The organism is Actinoalloteichus spitiensis RMV-1378 (assembly GCF_000239155.1).
In the GTDB taxonomy this organism is placed as follows: Bacteria; Actinomycetota; Actinomycetes; order Mycobacteriales; family Pseudonocardiaceae; genus Actinoalloteichus_B; species Actinoalloteichus_B spitiensis.
The window spans coordinates 1-4,468 of sequence record NZ_AGVX02000604.1 but is presented as its reverse complement, the minus strand read 5'-3'; the positions used below and the strand labels follow the sequence as shown (position 1 = coordinate 4,468).

3 protein-coding genes are annotated in these 4,468 nt (G+C 74.8%); 1 reads left to right on the top strand and 2 read right to left on the bottom strand.

Annotated features, from left to right (window positions below; genetic code table 11):
- Positions 1-40: 40 nt before the first annotated feature.
- Positions 41-2,803: a DEAD/DEAH box helicase gene (locus ACTIDRAF_RS0222440; protein ID WP_016700950.1), complete on the bottom strand. Its 2,763-nt coding sequence runs from the start codon at positions 2,801-2,803 to the stop codon at positions 41-43.
- A 506-nt stretch (positions 2,804-3,309) separates the two neighbouring features.
- On the bottom strand, positions 3,310-4,332 hold the full coding sequence (locus ACTIDRAF_RS30580) for a DMT family transporter (protein ID WP_052168935.1): 1,023 nt from the start codon (positions 4,330-4,332) through the stop codon (positions 3,310-3,312).
- On the opposite strand from ACTIDRAF_RS30580, the gene ACTIDRAF_RS33100 reads away from it, so the two are divergent.
- Positions 4,331-4,468: GntR family transcriptional regulator (locus ACTIDRAF_RS33100; protein ID WP_157163210.1), on the top strand; the 138-nt coding region annotated here is incomplete at its 3' end. The genes ACTIDRAF_RS30580 and ACTIDRAF_RS33100 overlap by 2 nt on opposite strands.

Here is a 4,468-nt window from a genome sequence, read left to right as displayed (position 1 = left end):
CCCCGCGCCCCGCCGCTGGCCACGGCGGCGGCGAACCAGGTCAGTCGGCGTCCGCTTCGGGCGCGAACCCGTCGTAGTCGGCCAGCCACCCCAGCGCCCGGTAGTCGCCGCGCCAGGTGAACACCGCCGCCCCCCGCTGCCGCACCGGCCCCTCCGGGTAGTGCGATTCGGCCTCCCCCCGGTGCAGGGGCGTCAGGTGGAACGCGCGGCCGGCCCAGGTCGCCAACACGCACCCGGTGGGGCCGGTCGCCCGCACCAGGTCGCCCAGCTCCTCCAGCTGCACCCGGGTGGCCCTGTCCCGCAGCAGGGCCGCGTAGTCGCCCTCGTCGAGCCGGCAGTTCCTCGGCATGCCTGACGAGGTCCAGTCCGGGCTGGTCAGGCCGCGCGCGGTGGCCGCCCGGAAGAGGGGTGGGACCGAGTCGGCGGCGTGCACCGGGGTGGCCATCTGCTCGACCATCCACAACAAGCGGCCCGCGCCCCGCGCGGGTTGGCAGCGCCGCCAGCGGATGCGTCGACCAAGGTCGGCCGCCACGATCGCCACCCACGGGTGCACCGTGCCCAGCTGGCCCTGGGTGCCCAACCAGTGCAGGTAGCGGGGTGCCTCCTCCAACACCGCGTACATCGCCGGGTAGGGGATGCCGCCGATCACGCGGGCCCGGGGGTGGAAGGCCCGGGGGTTGTGGGCGACGGTGAGCAGCACGGCGCGGGCCAGGTCGCCCTGCGTGTAGGCGGTCTGGCTGGTCAGCGGTCCCCGCCCGGCGTTGGTGCCGGGGTCGGGGGTGGTGTCCAACCGGCCGTCCGTGGCCAGCAGTCGGGCCACGGTGGGTTTGATGTCCTCGCTGACGGGGGCGTTCAGCAGGCGGGGGACCACGGCGGCCAGGGTGTTCACCAGGGCCCGTTCGGCGGCGTCGGCGTCGCCGGGCACGGCCGCCCTGGCCAGCGCGGTCCGCAGCTGTTGGCCCACGGTGGTGGACACCATGAGCCGCGCGGTGAGCACGCCCAGCTCGGTCGGGGTGAACCGTTCGACACCGTCGGCCCCGGTGGTCGAGGTCAGGAAGTCACCGTCGACCAGGAACGACAGCGCTTGGCGCAGCGGGGCGAGGCTCCGGCTGCCCTGGTGGTGGGCCAGCGTCCCGACCCACCACGCCTCGGCCTCCGCCACCGTGGAGAGGCGTTGCTGCACGGCTTCGGCGAGCACGTGGTCGGGCAGGCTGGACTGGATCTGCGAGGTGACGGTGTTCCCGGCGACCAGCCGCCCCTGCCAGCGGGGGCGTTCGGTCTCGTCCACCACCAGGAACGCCCAGCCCTGGTCCTCACCCGCCCCGACCCGCCCTGCCCGGCCGAACATCTGCTGGACGGTGGCCACGTCGATCTCGTCGAACCCGACCTGGGTGTCGCGGACGACGACCGCCCGGGCGGGCAGGTTCACCCCGGCGGCGACGGTGGAGGTGGCCACCAGCACGGACAACTCCCGGGACCGGAAGCCGCGTTCGGCCTCACGCCGGTGCTCCCAGCCCTTGTAGTGCAGGCCCACGCCCGCCCCCAGGCACACCTCGTGCAGCCGTTCGAGGTCGTCGGGGTGCACCCCGTCGGTGGGGGCGCCCCGACTGGCGGCGATGATCAGGGCGGTGCGGCGCACCGAGCGTTTGCTGCCGCAGAACACCAGGACGCTGCCGCCGTCGGTGGTGATCCGGTCGGTGATGCTGGCCGCCAGCCGGGTGCGGGTCGCGTCGGTCGCCGCCCAGTCGCCGCTGATCGGGATCATGGGCAGCTGCCAGGTGAGGCGGCTCGGGCGCCAGCCGATGCGCACCAGCCGCGCCCCCAACCAGGCCGCCACCTGGTCGGCGTTGGACACCGTGGCCGACAGGCCCACCAGGCGCAACGCGGTGGCGTCGCCCCGCATCCGGGCGAGCAGCGCCTCCAGCACCGGGCCCCGGGTCTGGTCGCCGAGCAGGTGGATCTCGTCGACGATGACGCAGCCGACCTCGTCCAACGCCTCCCGCAACGACGAGGTCCGGCAGATCGCCTCGAACTTCTCCGTGGTGGCCACCCACAGGTCGGCGTCGCGGACCCGGCCGACGTCCACGCTGTACTCGCCGGAGAGCCGTTCCACCCGCAGGCCGTGCCCGCGCCACCCCTGGAGTTCCTGGTCGAGTTCGTCGGTGAGCGACCGTTGCGGCACCAGCCAGGCGGCCTTGCGGCCCTGCCCCAGGATGGCCCGCAGGGCGGCGGCCATGCCGATCACCGTCTTCCCCGAGCCGGTGGGCGCCACCACCATCAGGTGGCCGTCGTGGTCGACGACGTGCGGGACCGCCTCGGCCTGGGCCGGGTTGAACGTCGGGAAGGGCAGGAACCGCGCCCACTCCGGGGGCGTGAGTTCGGCGACCGGGACGGCGGCCCCGGCTGCGGGGCCGGTGTCGGCGTGGGCGTGCCAGAGCAGGTCGAAGGCCTCCCGCGCCGCCTCAGCGGACCGCCCGTCGGTGCGGACCAGCCGGGCCGGGCCCAGGCGGCCGAGATCGCATTCGGCGCTGATCACCGTGAGCCGGTCGCGGCCCCGCGCGTCCTGGTACTCGGCGATCGTCTCCTGTTCCAGGAGGTAGGGCACCTGGCGCACCGGGATCGAACTGGCCGTCAGCTTCTCCCGCAGCACGGTGAAGCGGTCGTCGGCGGGCAGCAGCACCCGGAACTCGGTGTCGCCGGGCACCTCGGCCGGCAACGCGTCCGGGTCGGTGATCTTCATCCACTGGCGTCGCGGGATGGTCCCGCCCACCGGCCGCCACAGTTCGTCGGCCGGGAGTGACACAGTGGACCTCTCTCCTCGGCGACGGGTGCAGCGCAGTATAGCCAGCCGGGAAACCGCTGGTAGACAAGGGTTTCCGCGCTGGGGCCCGTGGGCGCGCGGGGGAGTGGCCGCGCGTGGCGGGGGATGAGCGTCCCCGCCCTCGAACTCGGCATCAGCCGGTGCACCGGATTGGGGCGGGGCGGAGGTCGTGGAGACCATCCGGTCGGCTCGGCTCGGCTCGGCTCGGCGCGGCCGGTCGGGGAACTCCCGTCGGCGTCCCGGGCGCGTCTAACGTAAAGCCCAGGACGACATGGGAACGGGGGCTCCCCCGTCGCGGGAACGTCCACACCGGGCGGCAGACGGCCCCGGGGACACCGAGGACCCCGTGCCGCCGGTCGGGCGCGGCGGCATCAGGGGCCGGTGGACTCCGGCGACCCCTCGACGCAGGACGCGACGAGAACCCGGGCCGGCCGGGGCCACGGATTCCGAAACCCGACTGGCCCCACCGCGGCCCGGTCTGGGCGTCGCTATCCCCGCGCCAGGCGGTCACGGTCATCCGCGTCGGCGCGACCCCCTGGCCGGTTCGGGGCACCCCGCTCGGCGACCACCGCCGGGCCCGTGGGTTCCGGACCGGGCCGCCGGACGCGGACGGCGAGCCCCGCGCAGGCGATCACGGCCGCACCGGCCAGGGCGGTCCGCCAGCCCAGGACCTCACCCAGCAGCACCGCCGCCCACGCCACGCTGAGCACCGGCTGGACGAGCTGGACCTGGCTGACGCTGGACATCGGACCGATCGCGAGCCCCCGGTACCAGGCGAAGAAGCCGAGGAACATGCTCACCAGGGAGAGGTAGGCGAACGCCGCCCACCCGGCCGCATCGCCGGTCAACGGTTGCCGGGCGATCGACAGGCCGGTGAACGCGACCATCAGCGGCGCTGCCACCACCAGCGCCCACGAGATCGTTTGCCAGGCGCCGAGTTCCCGGGCGAGCAGCCCGCCCTCGGCATAGCCGATGCCGCCCGCGACGACCGCGCCGAGCAGCAGCAGGTCGGCCCAGTTCGGACCGTCGAACCCGCCGCCCCGGGTGGCGGTGAACAGGACGGTGACCGCCGCGCCGGCCACCGCGACCACCCAGAACGCCCTCGGCGGGCGTTCACCGCCCCGCAGGACCGCCAGCACCGCCGTCGCGGTGGGCAGCAGCGCGATCACGACCGCGCCCTGGCTGGCGGGAACCGAGGTGAGCGCGAAGGACGTCAGCACCGGGAAGCCGACGACGACGCCCCCGGCGACGACGGCGAGGCGGAACCACTGGCGGCCCCGGGGGAGCCGCTGCCGGGTGAGGCCCAACGCGGCCGCCGCGAGCACCGCCGCGACGACCGCCCTGCCGCTGCCGACGAACAGCGGCGACATCCCCGCGCCCTCCACCGCGATCCGGGTGAGCGGAACGGTGAAGGAGAACGCGGTGACACCGAGCAGACCCCAGCCCAGACCGGCCCACGACGGCGATAGCGGAGCCCGCACTGCGGGAGTAGCGCTACTCTGATCCCTCATGTCCCACGATAGCGGAACGCGGATCGCGGCGGACCTGCGCGCGTGGATCGCGGCGGCCGCCCCCGGCACGAGGCTGCCCTCCACCCGGGCGCTGGTAGCCCGGTACGGGGCCAGTCCGGTCACCGTGCAGAAGGCG

Excerpts from the sequence above, each read along its gene's own strand:
- ACTIDRAF_RS30580 (WP_052168935.1), bottom strand. The coding sequence starts at position 4,332 with ATGAGGGATCAGAGTAGCGCTACTCCCGCAGTGCGGGCTCCGCTATCG.